General features: G+C 76.2%; 1 protein-coding gene. It reads left to right on the top strand.

Annotated elements, in window-relative coordinates; translation table 11 throughout:
• On the top strand, window positions 1-618 hold a 618-nt coding region (locus tag AC2W7G_RS18040; RefSeq protein WP_485869642.1), incomplete at both ends, for a hypothetical protein.

Here is a 618-nt window from a genome sequence, read left to right as displayed (position 1 = left end):
TCCGCGCCGGTGCCGCCCCGAGTGGCTCCAGGTCCGGGCGCTGGACGTCGTCTACGGCATCCTGCGCGACGAGGGCCGCACCCGCTCGCCGCTGGCCGGCCACGACCCGGCCGTCGCCACCGAGCTGCTGGCCCTGGTCGACCGGGTGCTCGGGCTGGTCGACGACGAGGTGCTCGAGGGCACGCGCCCGCCCGGCTACAAGGGCTGGATGCGCGACCTGCTGCTGCTGCGCGCCTCGTCGGGCGGGTGGCTGCGGCCGCAGGTCACCGCCGTGGACGACCACCGCGACCTGGTCTGCCTCACGCTCGTGCACACCGGGGACGCCCCGGAGTGGGACGTGGCGGTCAAGGGCGGCCGGTCGACCCGATCCACGCCACGACCCGGACCTACTCCCTGGTGGGCCAGGTCGTCATGCACGAGCAGATCCGCTGGTACCCGGCCGGCAGCCGGCTCAAGGTGCTCGTCGACGGCCGGCCCGCCCGCATCGACCTGGACCAGCGCCAGCGCGTCGTCGACCGGGTGCGGCCCACCTTCTTCAGCGAGGTCTCGCTGCGTGGCGCCCTGGACGTCGAGGACGCGCGCCGCCGGGCCCCGCGCGCGGCTCAGCCGGCGCGAGCG

The sequence above is a fragment of the Aeromicrobium sp. PFPM2_SD2 genome (genome assembly GCF_057364525.1).
Note: the sequence above shows the minus strand (reverse complement) of the source record. Positions and strands in the feature narration are given on the sequence as shown.